At 48.8% G+C, this 23,185-nt stretch carries 23 protein-coding genes and 13 pseudogenes; 15 read left to right on the top strand and 21 right to left on the bottom strand.

Translation table 11 applies throughout. The features are described from left to right. Positions 1-68: 68 nt before the first annotated feature. Positions 69-422 carry a YceK/YidQ family lipoprotein gene (locus ACQGXV_RS04725; protein WP_440865000.1) on the bottom strand — a complete coding sequence of 118 codons (354 nt, stop codon included), beginning with the start codon at positions 420-422 and terminating at the stop codon, positions 69-71. Positions 423-711: 289 nt separating this feature from the next. On the opposite strand from ACQGXV_RS04725, the gene ibpA reads away from it, so the two are divergent. The 5 genes and pseudogenes from ibpA to ACQGXV_RS04700 all read left to right on the top strand — a co-directional run. Beyond that, positions 712-1,125, top strand: coding sequence for a small heat shock chaperone IbpA (gene ibpA / locus ACQGXV_RS04720; protein ID WP_222159026.1), 414 nt, complete (start codon positions 712-714; stop codon positions 1,123-1,125). Positions 1,126-1,242: 117 nt separating this feature from the next. After that, positions 1,243-1,698: a small heat shock chaperone IbpB gene (gene ibpB / locus ACQGXV_RS04715; protein WP_440864999.1), complete on the top strand. Its 456-nt coding sequence runs from the start codon at positions 1,243-1,245 to the stop codon at positions 1,696-1,698. 439 nt (positions 1,699-2,137) lie between these two features. After that, positions 2,138-2,491 (top strand): annotated as a pseudogene (locus ACQGXV_RS04710) (putative transporter); the annotation flags it as partial. A gap of 18 nt (positions 2,492-2,509) precedes the next feature. Further along, positions 2,510-3,331 carry an IS630 family transposase gene (locus ACQGXV_RS04705; RefSeq protein WP_440864258.1) on the top strand — a complete coding sequence of 274 codons (822 nt, stop codon included), beginning with the start codon at positions 2,510-2,512 and terminating at the stop codon, positions 3,329-3,331. Further along, positions 3,289-3,606, top strand: a pseudogene (locus ACQGXV_RS04700) (putative transporter); the annotation flags it as partial. The gene ACQGXV_RS04705 and the pseudogene ACQGXV_RS04700, both read left to right, overlap by 43 nt. A 184-nt stretch (positions 3,607-3,790) precedes the next feature. On the opposite strand, the gene ACQGXV_RS04695 reads toward ACQGXV_RS04700, so the two are convergent. The 4 genes from ACQGXV_RS04695 to ACQGXV_RS04680 form a co-directional block, all read right to left on the bottom strand. Then, positions 3,791-4,390: a transposase family protein gene (locus tag ACQGXV_RS04695; protein WP_440863763.1), complete on the bottom strand. Its 600-nt coding sequence runs from the start codon at positions 4,388-4,390 to the stop codon at positions 3,791-3,793. Between the two features lie 378 nt (positions 4,391-4,768). Continuing rightward, positions 4,769-5,086, bottom strand: a complete 318-nt coding sequence (locus ACQGXV_RS04690) for a helix-turn-helix domain-containing protein (RefSeq protein WP_440864998.1) — start codon at positions 5,084-5,086, stop codon at positions 4,769-4,771. A 164-nt stretch (positions 5,087-5,250) separates the two neighbouring features. Beyond that, positions 5,251-5,805, bottom strand: coding sequence for an IS630 family transposase (locus ACQGXV_RS04685; RefSeq protein WP_440867247.1), 555 nt, complete (start codon positions 5,803-5,805; stop codon positions 5,251-5,253). Then, the gene (locus ACQGXV_RS04680; RefSeq protein WP_440863104.1) at positions 5,729-6,094 is read right to left on the bottom strand and encodes an IS630 transposase-related protein; all 366 of its coding nucleotides are present in this window, start codon (positions 6,092-6,094) and stop codon (positions 5,729-5,731) included. Before ACQGXV_RS04680 ends, ACQGXV_RS04685 begins: the two co-directional genes overlap by 77 nt. Positions 6,095-6,130: 36 nt before the next feature. Here ACQGXV_RS04680 and ACQGXV_RS04675 point away from each other — a divergent pair. Then, a pseudogene (locus tag ACQGXV_RS04675) lies at positions 6,131-6,742 on the top strand (IS5 family transposase); the annotation flags it as partial. 210 nt (positions 6,743-6,952) lie between these two features. Here the strand turns inward: ACQGXV_RS04675 and ACQGXV_RS04670 are convergent. After that, positions 6,953-7,114, bottom strand: a pseudogene (locus tag ACQGXV_RS04670) (integrase core domain-containing protein); the annotation flags it as partial. Between the two features lie 61 nt (positions 7,115-7,175). On the opposite strand from ACQGXV_RS04670, the gene ACQGXV_RS04665 reads away from it, so the two are divergent. Further along, positions 7,176-8,387 carry an IS256 family transposase gene (locus ACQGXV_RS04665; RefSeq protein WP_440862551.1) on the top strand — a complete coding sequence of 404 codons (1,212 nt, stop codon included), beginning with the start codon at positions 7,176-7,178 and terminating at the stop codon, positions 8,385-8,387. A 38-nt stretch (positions 8,388-8,425) separates the two neighbouring features. On the opposite strand, the pseudogene ACQGXV_RS04660 reads toward ACQGXV_RS04665, so the two are convergent. After that, positions 8,426-9,381: pseudogene (locus ACQGXV_RS04660) on the bottom strand (IS3 family transposase); the annotation flags it as partial. Positions 9,382-9,506: 125 nt separating this feature from the next. On the opposite strand from ACQGXV_RS04660, the gene ACQGXV_RS04655 reads away from it, so the two are divergent. The 3 genes and pseudogenes from ACQGXV_RS04655 to ACQGXV_RS04645 all read left to right on the top strand — a co-directional run. Then, entirely contained in the window at positions 9,507-9,872 is a 366-nt protein-coding gene (locus ACQGXV_RS04655) for an IS630 transposase-related protein (protein ID WP_440862584.1), read from the top strand. Then, positions 9,796-10,329 (top strand): IS630 family transposase, encoded by a 534-nt coding sequence (locus ACQGXV_RS04650; RefSeq protein WP_440862665.1) that lies wholly within the window; start codon positions 9,796-9,798, stop codon positions 10,327-10,329. The genes ACQGXV_RS04655 and ACQGXV_RS04650 overlap by 77 nt, the downstream gene beginning before the upstream one ends. 22 nt (positions 10,330-10,351) lie before the next feature. After that, positions 10,352-10,810: pseudogene (locus tag ACQGXV_RS04645) on the top strand (MFS transporter); the annotation flags it as partial. Between the two features lie 23 nt (positions 10,811-10,833). Here ACQGXV_RS04645 and ACQGXV_RS04640 read toward each other — a convergent pair. The 9 genes and pseudogenes from ACQGXV_RS04640 to ACQGXV_RS04600 all read right to left on the bottom strand — a co-directional run. Beyond that, positions 10,834-11,367, bottom strand: coding sequence for an IS630 family transposase (locus ACQGXV_RS04640; RefSeq protein ID WP_440862665.1), 534 nt, complete (start codon positions 11,365-11,367; stop codon positions 10,834-10,836). Next, the gene (locus ACQGXV_RS04635) at positions 11,291-11,656 is read right to left on the bottom strand and encodes an IS630 transposase-related protein (RefSeq protein WP_440862584.1); all 366 of its coding nucleotides are present in this window, start codon (positions 11,654-11,656) and stop codon (positions 11,291-11,293) included. The genes ACQGXV_RS04640 and ACQGXV_RS04635 overlap by 77 nt, the downstream gene beginning before the upstream one ends. 252 nt (positions 11,657-11,908) lie before the next feature. After that, entirely contained in the window at positions 11,909-13,006 is a 1,098-nt protein-coding gene (aguA, locus tag ACQGXV_RS04630; RefSeq protein WP_440864997.1) for an agmatine deiminase, read from the bottom strand. A gap of 3 nt (positions 13,007-13,009) precedes the next feature. Beyond that, entirely contained in the window at positions 13,010-13,894 is an 885-nt protein-coding gene (gene aguB, locus ACQGXV_RS04625) for an N-carbamoylputrescine amidase (RefSeq protein WP_440864996.1), read from the bottom strand. A 70-nt stretch (positions 13,895-13,964) separates the two neighbouring features. Then, positions 13,965-14,441, bottom strand: a pseudogene (locus tag ACQGXV_RS04620) (2TM domain-containing protein). Positions 14,442-14,635: 194 nt separating this feature from the next. After that, positions 14,636-15,598 (bottom strand): 6-phosphofructokinase, encoded by a 963-nt coding sequence (gene pfkA / locus ACQGXV_RS04615; RefSeq protein ID WP_440864995.1) that lies wholly within the window; start codon positions 15,596-15,598, stop codon positions 14,636-14,638. Positions 15,599-15,785: 187 nt separating this feature from the next. Further along, a complete protein-coding gene (gene fieF / locus ACQGXV_RS04610) occupies positions 15,786-16,688 on the bottom strand; it encodes a CDF family cation-efflux transporter FieF (RefSeq protein WP_440867246.1) in 903 nt (300 codons plus the stop codon). Positions 16,689-16,730: 42 nt separating this feature from the next. Further along, positions 16,731-17,381 (bottom strand): annotated as a pseudogene (locus ACQGXV_RS04605) (MFS transporter); the annotation flags it as partial. A gap of 10 nt (positions 17,382-17,391) precedes the next feature. Then, a pseudogene (locus ACQGXV_RS04600) lies at positions 17,392-18,113 on the bottom strand (IS5 family transposase); the annotation flags it as partial. Between the two features lie 77 nt (positions 18,114-18,190). Between ACQGXV_RS04600 and ACQGXV_RS04595 the strand changes: the two are divergent. Next, positions 18,191-18,457, top strand: a complete 267-nt coding sequence (locus ACQGXV_RS04595) for a hypothetical protein (RefSeq protein WP_440864957.1) — start codon at positions 18,191-18,193, stop codon at positions 18,455-18,457. A gap of 82 nt (positions 18,458-18,539) precedes the next feature. Continuing rightward, a pseudogene (locus tag ACQGXV_RS04590) lies at positions 18,540-19,043 on the top strand (IS91 family transposase); the annotation flags it as partial. Between the two features lie 24 nt (positions 19,044-19,067). Here ACQGXV_RS04590 and ACQGXV_RS04585 read toward each other — a convergent pair. Next, complete coding sequence (locus tag ACQGXV_RS04585; protein ID WP_440867179.1) at positions 19,068-19,601, bottom strand: IS630 family transposase; 534 nt, start codon at positions 19,599-19,601, stop codon at positions 19,068-19,070. Next, positions 19,525-19,890, bottom strand: a complete 366-nt coding sequence (locus ACQGXV_RS04580; protein ID WP_440862584.1) for an IS630 transposase-related protein — start codon at positions 19,888-19,890, stop codon at positions 19,525-19,527. The genes ACQGXV_RS04585 and ACQGXV_RS04580 overlap by 77 nt, the downstream gene beginning before the upstream one ends. A 38-nt stretch (positions 19,891-19,928) precedes the next feature. Between ACQGXV_RS04580 and ACQGXV_RS04575 the strand changes: the two genes are divergently transcribed. Then, positions 19,929-20,549 carry a transposase gene (locus tag ACQGXV_RS04575; RefSeq protein ID WP_440867245.1) on the top strand — a complete coding sequence of 207 codons (621 nt, stop codon included), beginning with the start codon at positions 19,929-19,931 and terminating at the stop codon, positions 20,547-20,549. On the opposite strand, the gene ACQGXV_RS04570 is transcribed toward ACQGXV_RS04575, so the two are convergent. From ACQGXV_RS04570 to ACQGXV_RS04560, 3 genes and pseudogenes are all read right to left on the bottom strand, one after another. After that, a complete protein-coding gene (locus ACQGXV_RS04570; protein WP_440864994.1) occupies positions 20,546-20,704 on the bottom strand; it encodes a hypothetical protein in 159 nt (52 codons plus the stop codon). The two genes, ACQGXV_RS04575 and ACQGXV_RS04570, sit on opposite strands and share 4 nt — an antisense overlap. Before the next feature lie 94 nt (positions 20,705-20,798). Further along, positions 20,799-20,924, bottom strand: a pseudogene (locus ACQGXV_RS04565) (transposase); the annotation flags it as partial. A gap of 45 nt (positions 20,925-20,969) precedes the next feature. Further along, positions 20,970-21,587 (bottom strand): annotated as a pseudogene (locus ACQGXV_RS04560) (cytosine permease); the annotation flags it as partial. 46 nt (positions 21,588-21,633) lie between these two features. On the opposite strand from ACQGXV_RS04560, the gene ACQGXV_RS04555 reads away from it, so the two are divergent. Together ACQGXV_RS04555 and ACQGXV_RS04550 are read left to right on the top strand one after the other, a co-directional pair. Next, entirely contained in the window at positions 21,634-21,819 is a 186-nt protein-coding gene (locus ACQGXV_RS04555; protein WP_440864993.1) for a hypothetical protein, read from the top strand. Between the two features lie 135 nt (positions 21,820-21,954). Then, a pseudogene (locus tag ACQGXV_RS04550) lies at positions 21,955-23,151 on the top strand (IS256 family transposase). Positions 23,152-23,185 lie beyond the last annotated feature (34 nt).

The following is a 23,185-nucleotide window of genomic DNA, read 5'->3' as shown; positions in this document are numbered from 1 at the left end:
ATTATGCTGATAAATAAAGGTATGTCTGTCAAAAATCGGTCTGTTTAATAGACCGTATGGCAAACAGGCTACGGATGCGCAGTGCTGGATTGCACGGCACTTGCGGGGATGATGGGGAGTGCTTCATCGTGGTGGATGCGTGCGCGTAACGAATCGTCCGGCTTTTCTTTGCCGGAGCGCGAATAGTCATAAGGCAACAGCAAGGTATCCATAAAGGCAGAAAACGGCATATCGAGGATCACCAGTGGCGTCATGGCCCAACTGGCATCTTCACTGTGCAGGGCGTCCATATTCGCACGCGTACCAGAGTAGTACCCCTGATGGGGACCGGTGTGCGTCATCACACTGGAACAGCCGCCGGTAACTGCCAGCCCGCTTCCTGCTATCAATAAAGAGAGTGCAGTACGTCTCAGTACTTTCATATCGCTGTCCATTGAGAAATGGTCGGCTCACGCCAAGCCTTGCCACGGTATAACAGGCTATAAGTAAGATGTCATGTTTTGTGCTGTGGTGGTAGTACTTCATTTTCCGATAAATTTTTCGGAAAAGGAAAAATTGCTTCGATCGCGGCCTTGAAAGTTTGAGCCCGGTCCCCATCTTTATGGTAGCCCCAGACTCTGACGCTATGCCGAGAGGGTAGCCGATGGGGTATAGGGCCTGTCTATCAAAGAAGGCTCATATCAATCCTCGCTGAATGTTTAGGAGGCTGTAATGCGCAATTTCGATTTTTCTCCCCTGTATCGTTCCGCCATCGGTTTCGATCGTCTGTTTAATCTGCTGGAAGCCGGACAAAGTCAGGGTAACGGTGGGTATCCTCCCTACAATGTTGAACTGGTGGATGACAACCATTACCGCATTGCCATCGCTGTCGCGGGTTTTGCCGAGCATGAGTTGGAGATTACCGCTCATGACAATCTGCTGATTGTGAAAGGCGCACACGGCGGTGAGCCGGTAACACGTAACTATCTCTATCAGGGTATTGCTGAGCGCAATTTTGAGCGCAAATTCCAGTTGGCTGAGCACATTCAAATTACCGGTGCCAATCTGGAACATGGCTTGTTGTATATCGACCTGGCGCGCGTGGTGCCGGAAACGATGAAGCCGCGCCGTATTGATATCAAGTAAGACGACGTTAACCTTTAACACCCAGTTTTAACGCCCGCCCGCCGTTAGGGGGCGAATTCGGTGGAGCCTGTCTGCTCCTCTGAAGGCACATTATCGCTTCAAAGAAGGAGTCACATTATGCGTAACTATGATTTATCACCGCTGCTGCGTCAGTGGATCGGTTTTGACAAATTGGCCAGCTCAATGCAGGGCAGTCAGGAGGCCGTTGAGTTTCCTCCCTACAACATTGAGAAAAAAGACGACAACCACTATCGCATCACGCTGGCCCTGGCCGGGTTTCAGCAAAGCGAACTCGCGATCGAAGTGGAAGGGCCACGTCTGACGGTTAGCGGTACGCTGACGCTGCCGGAGAAGAAAGTGGAATATCTGCATCAGGGACTGGCGTTTAAACCGTTCACCCTGAGCTTTACGCTGGCGGAGCACCTGTCTGTCTCCGAGGCGAAATTTGAACTCGGTTTGCTGCATATTGATCTGGTGCGTGAAGTACCGGCAGAACTGCAACCGCAGCGTATCGCCATTGGCGGCAACCGCCCTGAGTTGAGGCACGCTCCTGAATCGGCCAGCGATGCTTAATCCGTAAAATAACGCGCAAAGTTTGTTACCTATCCCCGGTTTTGCCGGGGATTTTTATTTCCCTATCACCCATAAGGATTTGTGCTGGAAGGCACGGATTCTCGCTTCCCCTTCTGCCAGACTGCCTGTCAGTGGCGCTTTTGTCGCGTAGGTCTAGGCTGTGTCCCTTAATTAATTTTCACTGATTGGAAATGAGAAAAACACATCGAATCTGTTCGTTTTTTGGACTGATTTTGGTTTTTTTTACTGTCAAAAACAGCCTGCTTTGTACGATTTTTCATCTATCGTGCAATTAAGGGACACAGCCTAGACTGATTTTCAAGCGAAAGACGGCTGCACAAGGATACGGCTATGAGTGATATAGCCAACCGACTTAAAAATGATTACATCCTATGCCCTGATATGCGGCAAAGAAGCATAGCTGGCTGTTATCAAAATAATGTCGCTTGGCTATATCGCACTGACCGTGAGTATGCTGGCGTTAGTAGCAGTATTGGGGTTGTGGATAGGCAATTGGCGCATCTACGGCGTTGGCTTGGGCATTGGTGGCGTGCTGTTTGGCGGCATTGTGGTCGGGCATTTTGCCCAATATTTCCAGTTCACCCTCAACAACGACATGCTGCACTTCATTCAGGAGTTTGGGCTTATCCTGTTTGTCTACACCATCGGCATTCAGGTGGGCCCCGGCTTCTTCTCTTCTTTACGCGTTTCTGGCCTGCGGCTAAACGGCTTCGCGTTACTGACGGTGCTGTTGGGCTGTATCGTCACCATCATTATAGCTAAACGACTTAATTTTGATTACATTATTTAAATGAGCTATTCAATTGATTTTAGACGTAAAGTGATATCTACACGGAAAAACGAAGGGTTGAGTATCCGAGAAACAGCGAAGCAATTTCGGATTGGCCCTGCCTCTGTATCGCGTTGGATTAATCAAATAGAGTCAAAAGCATCGACCACGCGTCAGCGAAAGATCGATAAATCCGAGTTGATAAAAGATGTTGAACAATATCCAGATGCTTACCAAAAAGAACGTGCAGAGCGTTTTGGCGTTTGTCAGAAGGCCATTTGGCAAGCGCTTAAAAAGCTGGGATTGACCTATAAAAAAACTCTACGTCATCCGAAAGCCGACGAAAACGCCCGGCAGGGATTTCAACAAAAAAAACAACAGTATGAAAAAGAAGGTAAACCTATTGTTTTTATTGATGAAAGTGGTTTTTCACACGATGCCCCACGGACTCACGGCTATTCCCCAAAAGGTCAACGGTGTTTTGGCCTGAAGAACTGGGGAGCTAGGGGAAGAACAAATGTTATCGGCGCTTTATTAGGAACAACGCTGTTTGCTATCGGATTATTTGATATCAATATTAACAGCGATGTTTTCTATGCCTGGGTCACACAAGTCCTTATCCCAGTACTCCCTAAAAACAGTGTAATCATGATGGACAATGCCACTTTTCACAAAAAACATGATATTCAACAAGTCATCATCGATGCAGGGTATATGGTGGAGTATTTGCCTACATATTCGCCAGATCTTAACCCAATTGAGCATAAATGGGCACAAGCAAAAAGCAAAAAAAGAGAGATGGGTTGCGATACAGAGAGTTTGTTCTCAGTCCATATGGTGTAATCAAAATTAAGTCGCTTGGCTATATCCACAAACTGTTCGCCGTGCCGTTGCCGATTATTCTGGGGATTTTCTCCGGTGCGGTGACCAATACGCCGTCTCTCGGTGCTGGGCAGCAGATCCTGACCGACTTAGGCTCTAATCCGGCACAGGTCACCCTGATGGGAACTGGGTATGCAATGGCTTATCCGCTAGGCATCTGCGGCATCTTGCTGGTGATGTGGCTGCTGCGCGTGGGGTTTCGCATCATGGTTGAGGCGGAAGCCAGGCAGTTTGATATAGCCAACCGACTTAAAAATGATTACATCCTATGCCCTGATATGCGGCAAAGAAGCATAGCTGGCTGTTATCAAAATAATGTCGCTTGGCTATAACAGCAACGGTCATCACCATGGGCAGTTGCAAACAATAAGCGTGTTGCTTAATAGTGAAATAAGGGTGTTTCGGTGATTGAAGTAAATTTTACGCTGTTCTGAGATGGAAATTCCAAAGACCGGCGCTAAGGAGTAAGAAGGTATCATCAATAAAGGGTCTACGATTCCGTAAAATTTGGGTCATGCAACCGAGGCGCTTGATACCCGCGATGGCGTGTTCAACTGTAATACGGATGCCCGAGATTATTTTATTTTCTTGTTTTTGTTCAGGCGATAAAGGTCTTTTTCGAGTTCCTTTTTTGGGGATTTGTGTATTAGGATGCTGTTTATCTATACCTTGAAAACCGGTATCTGCCCAGATGGTTACCTCAGGAGGAATATGGCGAATTATATCGACTTTATCGAGTAAGCGTTTATCGTGACGGCGCCCATTTTTGCTCATGGGGATAAATCCAATTTGCCTTGTTTCGTCAGTCATAATAAGCCCTTTTCGAGTGGTCTGTCTTTTCTTTCCCGAATACATTTTTTTTCGCCGACGCAGATTCTTAGGCTTTTGGACAGGTCGCTCTGTCCCATCAATAAAGACGTCTTTAACTCCAGGAAAGGCGCGAAAAAATTCCTCAGCAGAGCGAATTTGACGAGCGGGCAAAACACATTCTCGCCCCAAGGTCATCTCTAAAACCGGCAATAATATTTTTACCCAGCGAGGCTTTGTTGAATAATTTAACGTTTTGATTTACAACTTCTTTAGGTGGGATGCATGGGCTTTGTTGAATAATTTAAGATACTGATTTATATAAGCATTATAAAATTTCAACGACTAATTTTTCCTCTCGGAATGCTTTTTATTGTGCTAACTATTTGATTTATCGCTCTAACAAAATACATTCTCTGTAAATGCATTCTAACTAAAGAAGATGTAAATCAAACGGTTAAATTATTCAACAAAGCCGGATGCATGTACAGAAAATGTATTTTGTTAGAGCGATAAATCAAATAGTTAGCACAATAAAAAGCATTACGGTAGTAAAATTTAGTCGTTAAAATTTTATAATACCCATTTAAATCAGTATTTTAAATTATTCAACAAAGCCACCCAGCGACATACCCGTGTTCTATCTAAACCAAAAAGAAGTCCTTGCAAATCATAGGTCGGATAACATTTTAAATACAATAAAATAAAAAGCAGTTTATCTAATGGGGTTGGGATAAATCCTTTCTGCCCTGCACCCATCTGCCGCTCGTGATCTTTTCGATTCTTTTTCCGATAAATCAAATAACAAGCTGAAAATTCAGCGGCTAAATTTTTCAATTCTTCGACTGATAATCCAATGATTGCTTTACATAAACGATTATCTCGTAACAACCGCTCTTTGTTGATCATTTCAAACCTTTATTCTCTAAGTTAAACCTCTTTTTATTCTCAATAGCCTGACAAAAAATGCAAGTCTCTATTCAGCAACTAGTTTAATACAAGGGGCAGAAAATCGCTGGGCTATCGTTCCCCCAATGAGGTATTTTTAACGCACTTACTGGTGGCATAAGCCTCTACCGTTTTGTTGCGTTTCGAGTGGGAATGGGGCCTGAGAACAAACTCTCTGTATCGCAACCCATCTCTCTTTTTTTGCTTTTTGCTTGTGCCCATTTATGCTCAATTGGGTTAAGATCTGGCGAATATGTAGGCAAATACTCCACCATATACCCTGCATCGATGATGACTTGTTGAATATTATGTTTTTTGTGAAAAGTGGCATTGTCCATCATGATTACACTGTTTTTAGGGAGTACTGGGATAAGGACTTGTGTGACCCAGGCATAGAAAACATCGCTGTTAATATTGATATCAAATAATCCGATAGCAAACAGCGTTGTGCCTAATAAAGCGCCGATAACATTTGTTCTTCCCCTAGCTCCCCAGTTCTTCAGGCCAAAACACCGTTGACCTTTTGGGGAATAGCCGTGAGTCCGTGGGGCATCGTGTGAAAAACCACTTTCATCAATAAAAACAATAGGTTTACCTTCTTTTTCATACTGTTGTTTTTTTTGTTGAAATCCCTGCCGGGCGTTTTCGTCGGCTTTCGGATGACGTAGCGTTTTTTTTATAGGTCAATCCCAGCTTTTTAAGCGCTTGCCAAATGGCCTTCTGACAAACGCCAAAACGCTCTGCACGTTCTTTTTGGTAAGCATCTGGATATTGTTCAACATCTTTTATCAACTCGGATTTATCGATCTTTCGCTGACGCGTGGTCGATGCTTTTGACTCTATTTGATTAATCCAACGCGATACAGAGGCAGGGCCAATCCGAAATTGCTTCGCTGTTTCTCGGATACTCAACCCTTCGTTTTTCCGTGTAGATATCACTTTACGTCTAAAATCAATTGAATAGCTCATTTAAATAATGTAATCAAAATTAAGTCGTTTAGCTATATCAGCATAAAAACGCCAACGCGTGGTGAAATCTCGCATCTGGTCATCGACAGTACCGGTCTGAAGGTCTTTGGCGAAGGTGAATGGAAAGTCAGGCAGCATGGGGCTGACAGACGAAGAGTGTGGCGCAAGCTTCATCTGGCAGCAGACAGTGCGACGCATGAGATTATCTGTGCCGACTTATCGCTCAGCGGAACGACAGATGCGCAGGCACTGCCGGGCCTGATTAACCAAACCCACCGGAAAATCAGGGAAGTGTCAGCAGACGGTGCTTATGACGCCCGTTACTGCCACGATGCGTTGCTGAGAAAGAAAATCAGGCCCCTTATCCCGCCGCGAAGCGGAGCGAAATACTGGCCGGACAAGTACTATGAACGTAACCATGCGGTGGCGAATCAGCGTCTGAGCGGGAGTAATGATATGTGGAAAAAGAAAGTGGGTTATCACCGGCGTTCAGTGGCAGAAACAGCGATGTTCCGCATAAAAACTTTGCTGGGTGGCCACCTGAGCCTGCGTGACTACGATGCTCAGGTGGGTGAAGCCATGGCGATGGTCAAAGCGCTGAATCGTATGACGTTGTTGGGTATGCCACACAGCGTCAGGATCGGATAACAGGTGTAGCAGAGGGAGTCATCCTGTCGGCTAATTCTGATTTATTCAACAAAGCCTAGTGGTCAACTAAATTTGGCCACCCTACCTGACTGTTGATGGAACAGCCGTTCTGATTCATTTGGTGTTAACCCACCGTTATATAGCCAACCGACTTAAAAATGATTACATCCTATGCCCTGATATGCGGCAAAGAAGCATAGCTGGCTGTTATCAAAATAATGTCGCTTGGCTATACCAGTGAGGTCTGACATCGCTATAATAATGGGTTATGTAGCGAATAATGGATGATTGAGCAGTACTAAAGCTTTGGTAGCCAGTCGTTGGCACCCATTCAGTCTTCAGACTACGGAAGAATCGCTCCATCGGACTATTAGAGACTGTAAAATAATCTGTGTAAATGGCATTTTGAGGAAAACCTTCAAAGGATAACAAAATGCCTATCAGCAACGAACTTATTGACCAACTGCTTCAAGATTGTCACTCCCCTCAGGATCTGCTGGGTGAATCAGGCCTACTCAAGGTGCTGACTAAAAGACTGGCGGAACGGGTTCTTGAAGCTGAGATGGAGATGCACCTTGGGTATGCTAAGCATGACCCGGCTGGTAATCATTCAGGCAACTCACGCAATGGCAAGACATCCAAGAGCGTACGTAGCCAAAATGGGGAGATCGAGCTCGATATTCCGCGCGACCGCAACAGTACCTTCGAGCCGACACTGATCGGTAAGCACGAAAAACAGCTTAACGGCTTCGATGACCGCATTATTTCTCTCTATTCCAGAGGGTTATCAACCCGTGATATTCAGGCACACTTTAAAGAAGTCTACGGGGTCGATGTTTCCGCTGGCTTCATTTCTCAAGTGACCAATGCTGTGATGGATGAAGTTAAGCGCTGGCAGCAACGGCCGCTGGATGCGCTTTATCCCATTGTTTACCTTGACTGTATTGTTGTCAAAAGCCAGGACGGCGGAGCCGTGGCCAACAAGTCTGTTTATCTGGCCCTCGGCGTCAACGGCCAGGGCGAAAAAGAGCTGCTGGGGCTATGGATAGCCAAAACTGAGGGGGCCAAGTTCTGGTTATCTGTGATGACAGAACTGAAAAATCGTGGGCTAAAGGACATCTTCGTCGCCTGCTGCGATGGCCTGAAAGGCTTTCCTGATGCCATTGAAGCTGTTTACCCGCATACGCGGGTACAGCTCTGCATTGTGCATCAGGTGCGGAACTCGCTGCGCTACGTCGGCTGGAAAGAGCGTAAGGCCGTTGCTGCTGACCTGCGCACCATCTATAGTTCCGCAACGCTAGAGGGCGCTGAAGAGGCCCTGGATGCCTTCGCGGCCAAATGGGATGAACAGTTCCCGACGATCAGCCCGTCGTGGAGAAATAATTGGGAACGTCTCATCGTCATTTTTGACTTTCCGCCGGAGATCCGCAAGGTTATCTACACCACCAACGCGATAGAGTCGTTAAATGCTTCATTGCGCAAGATAACGAAAACGCGACGAATATTTCCAACGGATGACTCGGTGATAAAATTACTCTATCTAGCCTTGCATAATATCTCTGCTAAATGGACCTTGCCAATCAGAGACTGGAAACCTGCTATGAGCCAATTCATGTTGATGTATGGAGAACGAATCTCCGGTTAAGCAATGGAGCCATTTACACAAAATTCTTTACAGACTCGACTATTATCCCAACAATTTCCTCTGCGACTCATACTTTGGGTCATCTGATAACGCCACAATGCCTGCCTATACTGACGACTGGTGTAATGGCTTCCTTGGTCACTATGAGACATGACTTGTTTGGGATGCCCACGCAGTTCCCAAGCCATTTGTAGTGCTTTGGCTGTTAATTCTGAATCTGGCGAAAACGACATTGCCCAACCCACGGGTTTTCGGGCAAATAAATCTAATACCACCGCCAGATACGCCCATCGGTCGCCTGTCCAAATATAGGTTACATCGCCGCACCAAACCTGGTCAGGCTTGGTAACAGCGAACTGCCTATTGAGCAGATTTGGAATATCAATACGTTCATTTCCACCGCTGTTGTATTGATGTTTTCTTGTTTGGCAACTAACGAGGGTTAATTCTTTCATCAACTTACCCGCTAACCACCGCCCAAGTTTCACGTCGTGTGTATTGGTAACCATCGTGGCGATAGTCCTTGCGCCCGCAGACCCGCCACTAACGTTCCACGCTTCGCTGACCAGGCTACGTTTTATCGTCCGCTCAATATCTGGCTCCTTAGGTCGACACCAATAGCGATAACTGCTTCGGTGAACATTAAAAATACGACACAACGCTTTCACTGGATAAAGCGCTCTTAGCTTTTCAACTACCGAGAATTTTTCAGTGAGTCGGACATTAAGAGCGCAGTAGCCTTTTTTAAGATGGCATTCTCCATTTCCAGTCGGTGGATTTTTTTCTTCATTTCTCTGAACTCAATTTGTTCAGGTGTTAATGGCAGACCAGGCGATGTTTTCCCTTGACGTTCTAAACGAAGGGCTCTTACCCACCGGCTAATCGCTGAAAGACTGACGTTCATGGCTTTCGCGGCTTCCTGGTAGGTATAATTTTGGTCAAGGACTAATTTGGCGGTTTCACATTTAAATTCAGCAGTAATTATTTTACTCATTTTGGCACCTATAAAAATTATGAGGTAAGCATATCACCTCTACTTAGGTGGCCAAATTCAGTATGCCACTACACTTATCGTGCGCTTTTATAGCTAAACGACTTAATTTTGATTACATTATTTAAATGAGCTATTCAATTGATTTTAGACGTAAAGTGATATCCACACGGAAAAACGAAGGGTTGAGTATCCGAGAAACAGCGAAGCAATTTCGGATTGGCCCTGCCTCTGTATCGCGTTGGATTAATCAAATAGAGTCAAAAGCATCGACCACGCGTCAGCGAAAGATCGATAAATCCGAGTTGATAAAAGATGTTGAACAATATCCAGATGCTTACCAAAAAGAACGTGCAGAGCGTTTTGGCGTTTGTCAGAAGGCCATTTGGCAAGCGCTTAAAAAGCTGGGATTGACCTATAAAAAAAACTCTACGTCATCCGAAAGCCGACGAAAACGCCCGGCAGGGATTTCAACAAAAAAAACAACAGTATGAAAAAGAAGGTAAACCTATTGTTTTTATTGATGAAAGTGGTTTTTCACACGATGCCCCACGGACTCACGGCTATTCCCCAAAAGGTCAACGGTGTTTTGGCCTGAAGAACTGGGGAGCTAGGGGAAGAACAAATGTTATCGGCGCTTTATTAGGCACAACGCTGTTTGCTATCGGATTATTTGATATCAATATTAACAGCGATGTTTTCTATGCCTGGGTCACACAAGTCCTTATCCCAGTACTCCCTAAAAACAGTGTAATCATGATGGACAATGCCACTTTTCACAAAAAACATAATATTCAACAAGTCATCATCGATGCAGGGTATATGGTGGAGTATTTGCCTACATATTCGCCAGATCTTAACCCAATTGAGCATAAATGGGCACAAGCAAAAAGCAAAAAAAGAGAGATGGGTTGCGATACAGAGAGTTTGTTCTCAGTCCATATGGTGTAATCAAAATTAAGTCGCTTGGCTATACCACAAGCTGACGCCGCAAAAGATTGGCCGCTATGGCTTTATCATCTGCACCCTTTCGCTGCTGTGGCTCGCCTTTGTCGTGCGTAACAACTGGAGTGAGTTCGCGGTACTGTTTGGTCTGGTGGCGTTCGGTATTGGTCAGAGCTCGTTGGTCACCCTGCTGTTTAACGTGCTGGTGAGTGCTTCACCGAAAGAGTTGGCGGGCGATGTCGGCTCACTGCGCGGCACCACCAACAATCTGGCGAATGCAATTGGTACCGCCGTGGCCGGTGCGCTGTTGGTCGGGCTGCTCAGTTCCAGCGTGATGCGCAACATTGTGCAAACCCCGATGCTAACCCCAGAAATTCAGGCACTGGTGAATCTGGATAATATTAACTTTATCAGCAATGATCGCCTGCTCACCGTGCTGTCACAAACCACGGCAACGCCGGAGCAAGTGGCGGAAGCGGTGCGCGTTATAGCCAAGCGACTTAATTTTGATTACACCATATGGACTGAGAACAAACTCTCTGTATCGCAACCCATCTCTCTTTTTTTGCTTTTTGCTTGTGCCCATTTATGCTCAATTGGGTTAAGATCTGGCGAATATGTAGGCAAATACTCCACCATATACCCTGCATCGATGATGACTTGTTGGATATTATGTTTTTTGTGAAAAGTGGCATTGTCCATCATGATTACACTGTTTTTAGGGAGTACTGGGATAAGGACTTGTGTGACCCAGGCATAGAAAACATCGCTGTTAATATTGATATCAAATAATCCGATAGCAAACAGCGTTGTGCCTAATAAAGCGCCGATAACATTTGTTCTTCCCCTAGCTCCCCAGTTCTTCAGGCCAAAACACCGTTGACCTTTTGGGGAATAGCCGTGAGTCCGTGGGGCATCGTGTGAAAAACCACTTTCATCAATAAAAACAATAGGTTTACCTTCTTTTTCATACTGTTGTTTTTTTTGTTGAAATCCCTGCCGGGCGTTTTCGTCGGCTTTCGGATGACGTAGAGTTTTTTTTATAGGTCAATCCCAGCTTTTTAAGCGCTTGCCAAATGGCCTTCTGACAAACGCCAAAACGCTCTGCACGTTCTTTTTGGTAAGCATCTGGATATTGTTCAACATCTTTTATCAACTCGGATTTATCGATCTTTCGCTGACGCGTGGTCGATGCTTTTGACTCTATTTGATTAATCCAACGCGATACAGAGGCAGGGCCAATCCGAAATTGCTTCGCTGTTTCTCGGATACTCAACCCTTCGTTTTTCCGTGTAGATATCACTTTACGTCTAAAATCAATTGAATAGCTCATTTAAATAATGTAATCAAAATTAAGTCGTTTAGCTATAACGAGGAATCACGCCTGAAAGCGCTGAAGTTCGGTCTGCTGATCATGGCCTTTCTGTCCATGATGGCGATCATCCCGGCAGGTCGACTGCCCGGCTATCTGCCCGTTGAACTGCCTGCGGATAATCTGGATAAAGAGCCGACCAAATAGGTCACTCTCAGATAAGAAAAAGGCTCCGGTAACAACCGGAGCCTTTTTGATGATAGAAAAACCTGCTTAACGAACTGACGGGATCTGCTGAGTAATGCAGTGAATGTTGCCACCGCCTAACAGAATTTCGCGCGCCGGCACGCCCACAATGGCGTAACCCGGGAACATCTGTTGCAGCAGGTCACGCGCCGTATAATCGGTACGCGCATCCAACAACGGGAAGATGATTTGCTGATTGCTGATCAGAAAATTTACGTAAGAACCCGCCAGACGCGAACCGGCTAAACGTTCAATCGCATCACCCGATGCGACACCCGCCGCTTCCTCTTCCGTCGCGTAGAGCGGACCCGGAGCAGGCAGCTTCCAGATCTTCAGCGCACGCCCTTGCGCATCCCGAGCTTGGGATAAGACCTGATACGCTGCGACAGAGCGCGCATACTGCGGATCGTTTTCGTCATCCGTCCAGTGCAGCGCCACTTCACCGGGGCGCACAAAGCAGCACATGTTATCGATATGGCCGTCGGTTTCGTCGTTATACACCCCGTCTTCCAACCAGATAATGGTGGAAATATTGAGGTAGTCACGCATCAACTGCTCAATCTCAGCCTTGCTCAGATGAGGATTGCGATTCGGGTTCAACAAGCATTCTGCCGTGGTCAGCAGCGTGCCTTCTCCATCAACGTGAATAGAGCCGCCTTCCAGAATCAGCGGTGCCGCATAGCGTACGTCGCCGTGGTGCGCCAGCACCTGCTGTGCGACCTGTTCATCCTGTAGCCAGTCGTCATACAACCCGCCCAACTCACCGCCCCAGGCGTTAAACTGCCAGTCGATACCCCGGCGCTCACCGTTACCGTTTAGCACCACCGTCGGTCCGGTATCACGCATCCAGGCGTCATCGCTTTCCAGCGCAACCAGCGTCACCGTTGCAGGCATCAGGCTACGCGCCTGCGCTATCTGCTGCGTTGGCACCCCCATGATCACCGGTGTCTTCTGACCAATCGCCTGTGCTACAGCGGCGAACGTCTGCTGTGCAGGCAAGGCGTTGTTGCGCCAATTATCCAGCCGATAGGGCCAGATCATCCACACCGCATCATGAGGTGCCCATTCGGCAGGCATAAAAAAGCCATCCTGGCGCGGCGTGGAAGTGAGAGTCGAAGGTGACATCGATTATCTCCGGGTCTTGCCATCAGAGGTCGCGAGCGCCGTGTACATCTCCGGGCGACGATCGCGGAACAGCCCCCAACTGGCGCGTTGAGCAGCAATTGCGTCCAGATCGAAGGTGTGCACCAGCACGGTTTCATCCGTTTTGTTTGCCTGTGCCAACAGCGCACCGGTTTGATCGGCAATGAAGGAGGAACCGTAGAAGGTCATTTCCAGCCCATCAATATATTTGCTTGCTTCAGTCCCAATACGGTTAGAGGTAATCACCGGCACCAGATTGGCGGCCGCGTGGCCCTGCTGCACCCGCGTCCAATGCGGCTGGCTGTCGATATCCGGGTAAGCCGGTTCAGAACCGATAGCGGTCGGGTAGAAAATCAGCTCTGCGCCCTGCAACGCCAGGCTGCGCGCGGTTTCCGGGAACCACTGATCCCAGCAGATGCCCACACCCACCTTGGCGTAACGGGTCTGCCACACCTTGAAGCCGGTATCGCCAGGGATAAAGAACTGTTTTTCCTGATACGCTAGGCCATTGGGGATGTGAGTTTTACGATACACATCCAGCACGCTACCGTCGGCGTCAATCATGACCAGCGAGTTGTAGTAGGCGTTATTGGCTCGTTCAAACAAGCTCAGTGGCAATACCACCTCAAGCTCAGCAGCCAGTGCGGAGAAATGTTTGATAAGCGGGCTGGTCTCCAGCGTTTGCGCCAGAGCATAGTGCTCAGGACTCTGATCGATACAGAAGTAAGGCGCGGCGAACAGTTCCTGAATCAGAATTATTTGAGCACCCTTGGCGTGCGCCTGTCGCACCAGTTTTTCGGCATTCTCAATATTCTTGGGCAGATCCCAGGAACACGCCATCTGCGTTGCGGCAACGGTCACTTTTGTCATGCGAAGACCTCTATTATCTCTCTATTACGCTGGCTCAACGCCAGCCCTAACCGTTTAAGTGTACGACCTATTATGGCTTACGCAGCACCCGCTGTACACGCGCCTGCTCCCAGCGCTGCCAACGATCGCGCAACCAAAATACCTTCACCGCCTCCAGCAACAGAAAAATGCCCCAGATCAGCAGTAGCCAAAGGAACCAGTGGGAACCCGGCGATGTCATTCGGTTCACCACAAACAGCACCAGATTGACCACGGTATAAACCACAAGCGAACGCCAGAAACTGCTCTCTTGCCGCACCTGACGTTTTGCTGCCTGCACGCGCCGTTCAAGCGATTGACCGCTCAGGGTTTGCTCGCTCTCTTCCGTCATCAACTCGGTAACATTCACGCCAAACGCTGCGGCGATGGCACCGAGCGTATCCAGACTGGCACGCTCACCGTTCTCGATACGCTGAACGGTTCTGACACTCAAGGAGGAGAGTTACGCCAGTTGCTCCTGGGACCAGGCGCGGGCAAGGCGTAGTGTTTTAATCGGATTGGTATTCATGGTTGTTTTCCTCATGGCTGTTTTTTCAAAGAACGAAACACAGCCCCAACCTACGCCCACGCATCTGCCGCGAACACGACAGCGACCTGACAGCAACCTGACACGCTCCCGACAGGCTACCGCATCAAGAAAAAAACCACCCTGTCGTCCTGCGGCGGGATGGCTTTTAATGCGAAAGAACACAGACACCAGATTTAGAACAGCTTTCTTGCCGTCTCCAGCCAATCGAGTTTAAACGGACGCTTCATATTTTCGATGGCATCAATGATATCGTGGTGCACCATTTTTTCGTTCTGAATACCTACGCAGCGACCGCCATAGCCTTGCAGCAACAACTCAATGGCGTACGCCCCCATACGTGACGCCAGAATACGGTCATAGGCTACCGGGGAGCCGCCGCGCTGAATGTGACCCAATACGGTGGAACGGGTTTCACGCCCGGTTTCTCTTTCAATATAGCGCGCCAGTTCATCGATATCGCAGATGTGCTCAGTAATGGCGACGATGGCGTGTTTTTTCCCTTTAGCGATACCCGCTTTGATTTCACACACCAGATCTTCCGGTTTGAACGCTTCTTCCGGCAAGACAATGAACTCGCAGCCCCCGGCAATCGCCGCAGCCAGCGTCAAGTCACCGCAGTGGCGCCCCATCACTTCCACGATGGAAATACGTTGGTGAGAAGAAGAGGTATCGCGTAAGCGGTCGATGGCTTCCAGTACGGTTTCCAGTGCGGTGAAATACCCAATGGTGTAGTCGGTCCCTGCCACGTCGTTATCAATGGTGCCCGGTAGGCCGATACACGGGAAGCCCATTTCAGTCAGGCGCTTGGCACCCATATAAGAACCGTCACCGCCGATCACCACCAGCGCATCCAGACCACGGTTTTTCATGTTCTGCACCGCGACTTCACGCACATGATCGTCGCGAAACTCGGGGAAACGCGCCGACCCTAAAAAGGTGCCGCCGCGATTGATAACATCAGACACGCTGTAGCGGTCCAACTGCTCCATGCGATCCTGGTACAAGCCCTGATAGCCATCATAGATACCGTAGACTTCCAAACCTTCCGTCAGCGCCGCGCGTACTACGCCGCGAATCGCCGCATTCATGCCTGGCGCATCGCCACCGCTCGTCAATACTCCGATTTTCTTGATCATGACAACCTCTGGACTTGTAGATGTAGTTTTGCAGGATGTTTCTATCTGACGGGCCGCCGTGGCGAACCGTCGCTCACCTTTTTAGGCATATTATAACAAATGCCCTGAGCTGAATTGATTCAGGTCAGGCAAAATAATGCCGCACAATCCATTTTTTATCACATTTCTCAAACAAATACAGGCTGGATCACACCTCGATACGCCCACGCTGTTCTTCCGGTACGGCAGAATAAGGGTCTTGATGGATCAGAATATCGGCACCGGGAAAACGCTCACGTAGCGCCTGTTCCAAACTGTCCGCCACCTCATGTGCCCGAACCAGCGGCAGCGCATCATCCATTTCCAGATGCAGTTGAATAAAACGGGTGGGCCCTGAACGCCGGGTACGCAGTTGATGTGCGCCATGAATGCCCGGCCAGCCACGAATCAGCGCAACAATGGCCTCCTGCTCTTCTTCTGGCAGCGCGCGATCCAGCAGCGATTGCACCGCGTCATAACCGATGCGCAGCGCGCTGTAGAGAATATAAACCCCGATCCCCAACGCAAAAAGGGCGTCGGCGTAAGTGATACCGCGCCAGCTCAACACCAGCGCCACCAGAATGGCTCCGTTCATAAACACATCGGACTGATAGTGCAATGAATCGGTGCGTATCGCCTGGCTCTGGGTTTTGCGTACCACCCAGCGTTGAAACGTCACCAGCAGCAGCGTTGACAACAGAGCAATCACCGTGATGACAATCCCCACCTCTGGCGCATACAGCGGCTGCGGCGCACCGAGCCGTTGGAACCCGGTCAGGATAAGGAACAGCGCGGAACCGGCAATGAACATACCCTGGGCAATGGCAGCCAGTGACTCTGCTTTGCCATGACCGAAAGCATGCTCATCGTCAGCGGGTTGGAGGGCATAACGCACGGCCAGCAGGTTCACCAGCGACGCGCTGATATCCACCAGTGAATCCACCAACGAGGCCAGTAAACTGACCGAACCGGTGTACCACCAGGCGAAGACTTTAATGATAAATAACAGCAGCGCCACGGTTGTCGCAACCACTGCGGCGCGCGTTACCCAATGCGCATACTGCGAATCCATCACGCACCTCGCCTCAACAAAACCGATTATCCCATCATGACATTACTTCATGACAGCATGGCTAAACACCAGCGCATAGCGCCGAAAGATGAACAGGCCCCACAGCAGCGCAATGCCCCCCAGCGCGGCCCCGACAAAACCAATCTCGTTCATGCCGACATGCGTGATGATCTGGTTACCCAACAGCGCACCGCCGCCGATACCCACATTATAGATGCCGGAGAACAATACCATAGCAACATCCGTGGCATCGGAGGCCAGCGTCAGGACTTTCACCTGCATACCAAGGCTCAGCGCCATGATAACGATGCCCCACAGCACGCAGACAATGGACAATCCCAATGGATTTTTTGCCATTGGCAGCAACAGCGCCATGCACAACGGCAACGCCGCGATGCTCGCCATCAGAAAACCCATCGGATAGCGGTTGCTGTAGCGGCTGAAGAGCATGCTGCCGATGATACCGGCACCGCCAAAAATCAGCAGCAATACGGTGGTGAAGTTTTCGCCTAATCCAGCGACCCGCTGCACAAAAGGTTCGATATAGCTGTAAGCGGTAAAATGGGCGGTCACCACCAGCACCGTCAGCGCATAAATGCACAGCAACGCCGGGCGTTTGAGCAGCAATGGCAGACTTTTCAGCGAACCGGAATGGCTGCTGGGTAGCGGAGGCAACAGCTTCATTAACACTAGGCTGTGTCCCTTAATTACGTAACCGGGCGTAAAACAAGCTGATGCAGCCCAGTTTCACCATTGCTAGATAGTTTCTTGCCGTTTTTTCATAACGTGTGGCAATCCGTCTATATTCCTTTAAACGGCCAAAACATCTTTCTACAACGTTGCGACGGCGATAAGCATCACGATAAAGTTGTGAGCGTCCATCTGAAGCCAGTTTTTCATTTGATTTTCGGGGAATAACCGTTTTTATCCCTTTTCTTTTCAAATTTTTACGGAGTACATTGCCAGAGTAGGCTTTGTCAGCCAGTACCGCATGACCACGACGCTTCATGCTACCGTTCTGCCGTTGCACGCCAATGCCGTCCAGGAGTCGTAACGCGAACAGGCTTTCGTGAGCCTGCCCAGCACTCAGTACGATATTTAGCAGGATGCCGCTTCCGTCAGTCGCCATGTGGATTTTGGTGCCATAACCACCTCGTGAGCGACCCAGGCTGTTATCGTTGGTAATATCGGGATGTTTTTTTGAGCGCCAGCCGCACATTTGAGCGCACGGATATTGCTGCCATCCAGCGCAGTGGCTGACCAGTCAACAAGTCCATGAGCATCAAGAAATGAAAGTAACCAATTAAAAATAATGTTAATAACTCCAGACTTTGACCATCTATTGAAACGGTTATAAACGGTTTTCCATGGGCCGTAACGTTCAGGTAAATCACGCCATGGGGCACCTGAACACAGTATCCAGAACGAAGCAGCCTGGCGGCTGCAAATCGAAGTGTGGCAGAATAGCGATATTCTGAAACCCGCCAGCCGAAGGTTATCCCGTGTCACATTCCCCTGAGCATCAGCGCGTTCATACAAAAATGGTTAAGCAGATTTTCAAAACGGTGGTCCGACAGGGCAACCTCCCTTACCAGCAATTCCGCCTTTTCGTTGACAACGATCCTGACTGCACAGAGTGGTTCTGGACCACCTTCTACAGTGAATTCCCTGATTCTCCGTACCACTACGTTGCCTTCTGCCATACCTGTCGCCGGTTTGACCTGTACGAAACCGAAGCGGAGATGCTCTCCGATGACCCGCACGGATGATACCGGCATACAGCCCCGCCCCATGAAGACGCTGTTTCAGCGCAACAGGGCATGGGCTGACATCATGTAGGCATACCCGCTCCTGCCTGTAGAGATTGAGGTTGTCACAAAGATGCTGGCCTGCGGCACCCCACTGACGGGCAGCCGGGAATTTCGCTGCAGCAACCCCGACTGCACTCACCACCGTTACATCCATCAGAGCTGCCACGGACGCGGATGTCCGACCTGCGGCAAAAAGGCCACCGACCTGTGGATTGCCACCATGATGGCCCGCCTGCCGGATACGCCGTGCCAGCACGGCACATTCACGATGCCGGATACCCTGTGGCCATTGTTTGAAGCCAACCGCTGGCTGCTGAATGGCCTCTTTGCGCTGGCGGCGGACAACCTGCTGTACGCTGCGGAGCAGCGGGGCCTGACCACCGGTATTTTCGGCGCTCTTCACACGTATGGTCGCCAGCTTAACTGGAACTGCCATATTCACCTGTCGTGGACCACCGGCGGCATAAATGAGCACGGTGCCTGGAAAAAACGGTCGTTTGCCCTGCCGAAGGTCAGGGCGCGCTGGGTATGGAATGTACGCCAGTATAGCCAAGCGACTTAATTTTGATTACACCATATGGACTGAGAACAAACTCTCTGTATCGCAACCCATCTCTCTTTTTTTGCTTTTTGCTTGTGCCCATTTATGCTCAATTGGGTTAAGATCTGGCGAATATGTAGGCAAATACTCCACCATATACCCTGCATCGATGATGACTTGTTGAATATTATGTTTTTTGTGAAAAGTGGCATTGTCCATCATGATTACACTGTTTTTAGGGAGTACTGGGATAAGGACTTGTGTGACCCAGGCATAGAAAACATCGCTGTTAATATTGATATCAAATAATCCGATAGCAAACAGCGTTGTGCCTAATAAAGCGCCGATAACATTTGTTCTTCCCCTAGCTCCCCAGTTCTTCAGGCCAAAACACCGTTGACCTTTTGGGGAATAGCCGTGAGTCCGTGGGGTATCGTGTGAAAAACCACTTTCATCAATAAAAACAATAGGTTTACCTTCTTTTTCATACTGTTGTTTTTTTTGTTGAAATCCCTGCCGGGCGTTTTCGTCGGCTTTCGGATGACGTAGAGTTTTTTTTATAGGTCAATCCCAGCTTTTTAAGCGCTTGCCAAATGGCCTTCTGACAAACGCCAAAACGCTCTGCACGTTCTTTTTGGTAAGCATCTGGATATTGTTCAACATCTTTTATCAACTCGGATTTATCGATCTTTCGCTGACGCGTGGTCGATGCTTTTGACTCTATTTGATTAATCCAACGCGATACAGAGGCAGGGCCAATCCGAAATTGCTTCGCTGTTTCTCGGATACTCAACCCTTCGTTTTTCCGTGTAGATATCACTTTACGTCTAAAATCAATTGAATAGCTCATTTAAATAATGTAATCAAAATTAAGTCGTTTAGCTATATCTGCTGTCTGCATGGGAGTCTCTTGTTCTGCCGCCGCAGCTGGCTCACATCCGGGATTATGATGAATGGAAGCGCTTTATCCTCAGCCAGGGGAAAAATGAGCAGGGAGAGATTTACTGGCACGTGTATTTTGCGAAGCCGACGAAACATCCCCGGCAGACAGCAAAGTACCTGGGCCGGTACCTGAAAAAACTGCCTGTGTCGGGTGCGCGACTGGCACACTACGACGGGGGAAGCCGCATCACCCTGCGTTTTCTGGATCACCGGACGGGGAGGCATGAAGACCTGGCGCTCAGTCAGCGTGAGCTGATACTGCGGCTGATAAAGCATATACCGGAGAAGCATTTCCGGATGGTGCGTTACTTTGGTTTTCTGGCTAACCGCGTAGTGGGAAAACTGTTGCCTCTGGTGAGAAAAGCCCTGGGGCAGGATAATGTGAAAAAAGCAGCGCCAGTGACATACACAACGCTGAGTCAGGGATTACTGAATACAGACCCGTTTGCCTGCCTGCTGTGCGGGGCAAAAATGGCGTTCAGCCGGGCGCTGCCGGCAACGGCCCTGGAGAAGCTAATCGCGAACGCCGGGGAGATAGCGCGAATGCGTTATAGCCAACCGACTTAAAAATGATTACATCCTATGCCCTGATATGCGGCAAAGAAGCATAGCTGGCTGTTATCAAAATAATGTCGCTTGGCTATACGTTGGATAATGCGGGGAAACTCTGCCTGGAATTCGGCGATGTAATCAAAAAAACGCGCAATGTGTTCAAAAATCACCCAAACACAGAGGCATTCACGATAAAAAAGCCGGTTTTCATCGTTGCCAGCCCCCGAAATCAGGGGCCCCAAAAAGTTTGAAATTCCTAGGCTTGAACATGCCGTTGACGATTTTGCGATGTTCTGCCCATGGCCGGCCTGCCTGCGGAGATGTCAAAACGGTTGGTAACAAGGGCTCAATGATTGCCCATGCTTCATCAGAAAGATCGTAGCGAGCCATAATCCAAAGTGTCTTAGAAACAGATGGATACTATAGCTCAAGCAATTAAGGGACACAGCCTAGTACGCTCAGCAGCACATAGCTGCCTGCCGAAGCAGCAATCCCCACCAGTGGCGCAATCCACGGCGATAAATAAGCCAGAACAGCACCGATGGCATAGGCACTGAGGCCGATGTAGTTGAAGCGCGGCAGCGTGGTGGATTGCAGGGAAGGGTACTGGCCGCGATAGCGGAAAACATAGTCCGCCATGATGACCCCACCAATCGGCGGAATGATCGATCCCAGCAGGATCAGGAACGGAATCAGCATTTCATACATGCCGCCAATGGCGAGCACGATACCAATGGCAGCGCCAATCAGCGTCAGGGTACGACGTCGCTCGCTGCGTAGCAGGTGGCAGGCTGCGGCGGAAACGTTGTAGATAGTCGGTCCTTGAATGGTCCACAGGTTCAGACACAGCATTATTACCGCAGCGATTGAGAGCCCCTGCAACATCATTACGGCTACGATATCGGCCTGCTTGTAGACGATGGCACAGTAAGCCCCGGAAATAATCATCAGCCCGTTACCGCCGAGGAAACTGATAAAGCTGGCACTGACGGCGATACGGCCGCTACGCGCCAGGCGTGTCCAGTTGGTGGCCTGCGTGGGAGAGTGTAAAAAGATCTGTGTAAATGGCATTTTGAGGAAAACCTTCAGAGGACAAAAAATGCCTATCAGCAACGAACTTATTGACCAACTGCTTCAGGATTGCCACTCCCCTCAGGAGCTTCTGGGTGAATCAGGCCTACTCAAGGAGCTGACTAAAAGACTGGCGGAACGGGTTCTTCAAGCTGAGATGGAGATACACCTTGGGTATGCTAAGCATGACCCGGCTGGTGGCTTTGTTGAATAATTTAACCGTTTGATTTACATCTTCTTTAGTTAGAATGCATTTACAGAGAATGTATTTACAGAGAATGTATTTTGTTAGAACGACAAATCAAATAGTTAGCACAATAAAAAGCATTCCGAGAGGAAAAATTAGTCGTTGAAATTTTATAATGCTTATATAAATCAGTATCTTAAATTATTCAACAAAGCCCCGGCTGGTAATAATTCAGGCAACTCCCGCAATGGCAAGACATCCAAGAGCGTACGTAGCCAAAATGGGGCGCTCGAGCTCGATATTCCGCGCGACCGCAACAGTACCTTCGAGCCGACACTGATCGGTAAGCACGAAAAGCAGCTTAACGGCTTCGATGACCGCATTATTTCTCTCTATTCCAGAGGGCTATCAACCCGTGATATTCAGGCTCACTTTAAAGAAGTCTACGGGGTCGATGTTTCCGCTGGCTTCATTTCTCAAGTGACCAATGCCGTGATGGATGACGTTAAGCGCTGGCAGCAACGGCCGCTGGATGCGTTTTATCCCATTGTTTACCTTGACTGTATTGTTGTCAAAAGCCAGGACGGCGGAGCCGTGACCAACAAGTCTGTTTACTTGGCTCTAGGCATCAACGGCCAGGGCGAAAAAGAGCTGCTGGGGCTATGGATAGCCAAAACCGAGGGGGCCAAGTTCTGGTTATCTGTAATGACAGAACTGAAAAATCGTGGGCTACAGGACATCTTCATCGCCTGCTGCGATGGCCTGAAGGGCTTTCCTGATGCCATTGAAGCTGTTTACCCGCGTATGCGGGTAAACAGCTTCAATGGCATCAGGTGCGGAACTCGCTGCGCTACGTCGGCTGGAAAGAGCGTAAAGCCGTTGCTGCTGACCTCCGCACTATAGCCAACCGACTTAAAAATGATTACATCCTATGCCCTGATATGCGGCAAAGAAGCATAGCTGGCTGTTATCAAAATAATGTCGCTTGGCTATATCTATAGTTCCGCAACGCTAGAGGGCGCTGAAGAGGCCCTGGATTCCTTCGCGGCCAAATGGGATGAGCAGTTCCCGACGATCAGCCCATCGTGGAGAAATAATTGGGAACGTCTCATCGTCATTTTTGATTTTCCGCCGGAGATCCGCAAGGTTATCTACACCACCAACGCGATAGAGTCGTTAAATGCTTCATTGCGCAAGATAACGAAAACGCGACGAATATTTCCAACGGATGACTCGGTGCTAAAATTATTCTATCTAGCCTTGCATAATATCTCGGCTAAATGGACCCTACCAATCAGAGACTGGAAACCGGCTATGAGCCAATTCATGTTGATGTATGGAGATCGGATTTCCGGTTAAGCGATGGAGCCATTTACACGAAATTCTTTACAGA

The organism is Symbiopectobacterium purcellii (assembly GCF_052050035.1).
Classification (GTDB): Bacteria; Pseudomonadota; Gammaproteobacteria; order Enterobacterales; family Enterobacteriaceae; genus Symbiopectobacterium; species Symbiopectobacterium purcellii_A.
The sequence above is the reverse complement of the archived record's forward strand: the minus strand, read 5'-3'. Positions and strand labels throughout refer to the sequence as shown.

What these genes read in the sequence shown, in the direction of transcription:
- ACQGXV_RS04725 (WP_440865000.1), bottom strand. Translation starts at nt 422, where the DNA reads ATGAAAGTACTGAGACGTACTGCACTCTCTTTATTGATAGCAGGAAGC.
- ibpA (WP_222159026.1), top strand. Translation starts at nt 712, where the DNA reads ATGCGCAATTTCGATTTTTCTCCCCTGTATCGTTCCGCCATCGGTTTC.
- ibpB (WP_440864999.1), top strand. Translation starts at nt 1,243, where the DNA reads ATGCGTAACTATGATTTATCACCGCTGCTGCGTCAGTGGATCGGTTTT.
- ACQGXV_RS04705 (WP_440864258.1), top strand. Translation starts at nt 2,510, where the DNA reads ATGAGCTATTCAATTGATTTTAGACGTAAAGTGATATCTACACGGAAA.
- ACQGXV_RS04690 (WP_440864998.1), bottom strand. Translation starts at nt 5,086, where the DNA reads ATGATCAACAAAGAGCGGTTGTTACGAGATAATCGTTTATGTAAAGCA.
- ACQGXV_RS04680 (WP_440863104.1), bottom strand. Translation starts at nt 6,094, where the DNA reads ATGAGCTATTCAATTGATTTTAGACGTAAAGTGATATCTACACGGAAA.
- ACQGXV_RS04665 (WP_440862551.1), top strand. Translation starts at nt 7,176, where the DNA reads ATGCCTATCAGCAACGAACTTATTGACCAACTGCTTCAAGATTGTCAC.
- ACQGXV_RS04655 (WP_440862584.1), top strand. Translation starts at nt 9,507, where the DNA reads ATGAGCTATTCAATTGATTTTAGACGTAAAGTGATATCCACACGGAAA.
- ACQGXV_RS04635 (WP_440862584.1), bottom strand. Translation starts at nt 11,656, where the DNA reads ATGAGCTATTCAATTGATTTTAGACGTAAAGTGATATCTACACGGAAA.
- aguA (WP_440864997.1), bottom strand. Translation starts at nt 13,006, where the DNA reads ATGTCACCTTCGACTCTCACTTCCACGCCGCGCCAGGATGGCTTTTTT.
- aguB (WP_440864996.1), bottom strand. Translation starts at nt 13,894, where the DNA reads ATGACAAAAGTGACCGTTGCCGCAACGCAGATGGCGTGTTCCTGGGAT.
- pfkA (WP_440864995.1), bottom strand. Translation starts at nt 15,598, where the DNA reads ATGATCAAGAAAATCGGAGTATTGACGAGCGGTGGCGATGCGCCAGGC.
- fieF (WP_440867246.1), bottom strand. Translation starts at nt 16,688, where the DNA reads ATGGATTCGCAGTATGCGCATTGGGTAACGCGCGCCGCAGTGGTTGCG.
- ACQGXV_RS04580 (WP_440862584.1), bottom strand. Translation starts at nt 19,890, where the DNA reads ATGAGCTATTCAATTGATTTTAGACGTAAAGTGATATCTACACGGAAA.
- ACQGXV_RS04555 (WP_440864993.1), top strand. Translation starts at nt 21,634, where the DNA reads ATGCCTATCAGCAACGAACTTATTGACCAACTGCTTCAGGATTGCCAC.